General features: G+C 73.8%; 1 protein-coding gene. It reads right to left on the bottom strand.

Features of this window, described 5'->3' with window-relative positions; genetic code table 11:
- Positions 1–428, bottom strand: a 428-nt coding sequence (locus RM812_RS42490) for a CapA family protein (RefSeq protein WP_311586397.1), incomplete at both ends; no start/stop codon positions are given.

Raw genomic sequence — 428 nt, 5'->3', positions numbered from 1 at the left:
CCTCCGCCACGATCTTCCCCTCGTCGATCAGGTTGACCGTCCACGGCTTCCCGGCGGGCAGCGGGATGTCGTTGGTGCCGTAGGTGTACGCGAGATGGGCGACCTTCGCCGCCCGTCTGCCGGGACCCGCGGACAGGATCGTGGGCTTCGCCGCCTCGGCGGCGGAGCGGGCCGATCCGGCGTGCCGGACGCCTGCCCCGTCCAGGGCCCCGAGGGTGCGGGCGACCCCGTCGGCGCCGTCGTCCAGGGTGTGGTTGGAGGCGGTGGAGCAGGAGTCGTAGCCGGTGGCGGCGAGGGCGGTGGCGACCTCGGGCGGTGACTTGAAGGCCGGGTAGCCGGTGTAGGGGCCGCCGTCCTTCCCGTACACCGTCTCCATGTGGCAGAGGGCGAGGTCGGCGCCGGAGACGACCGGGGCGACGCCCTTGAGC

The sequence above is a fragment of the Streptomyces lancefieldiae genome (assembly GCF_031845825.1).
Lineage (GTDB): Bacteria > Actinomycetota > Actinomycetes > Streptomycetales > Streptomycetaceae > Streptomyces > Streptomyces lancefieldiae.
This window is presented reverse-complemented; position numbering and strand designations above follow the sequence as displayed.